General features: G+C 65.3%; 1 pseudogene. It reads left to right on the top strand.

Features of this window, described 5'->3' with window-relative positions:
• A pseudogene (locus J7U37_RS24890) lies at positions 1–464 on the top strand (TonB-dependent receptor); the annotation flags it as partial.

Below are 464 nucleotides of genomic sequence, written 5' to 3'. Positions count from 1 at the left end.
ACCGCAACCTGCCGGGCCTGACCATCAAGGGCTTCGAGATCGAGAGCTTCTACGACAGCCAGCGGCTGTTCGGCAGCCTGTCCTACTCGTGGATGACCGGCAAGCACGATGGTGCCTACAGCAATCCCTGGGGACCGAACGTGTGGGCGCGCGACATCCCGCCGCCGAAGTGGGTGGCCATGCTCGGCCTGAAGGTTCCGGAATGGGATGCCAAGCTCGGCTGGCAGGGCGAGTTCGTGCGCAAGACCGACCGCCTGCCCAGCGATCGCTACAGCGGCGGGATGGGTACCGGTTCCGGCGATATCTACTGGGATCACGCGGCCAACGACAGCTACGACACCCATCGGCTGTTCGCCGAGTGGGTCCCGGCCAAGCTGGGCCTGAAGGACACCCGCATCGACTTCACCGTGGACAACCTGTTCAACCGCTCCTATCGCCAGCCGCTGGGCGGCGACCTGGTCTAC

It is taken from the genome of Methylobacterium sp. 37f (genome assembly GCF_023093475.1).
Classification (GTDB): Bacteria; Pseudomonadota; Alphaproteobacteria; order Rhizobiales; family Beijerinckiaceae; genus Methylobacterium.
This window is presented reverse-complemented; position numbering and strand designations above follow the sequence as displayed.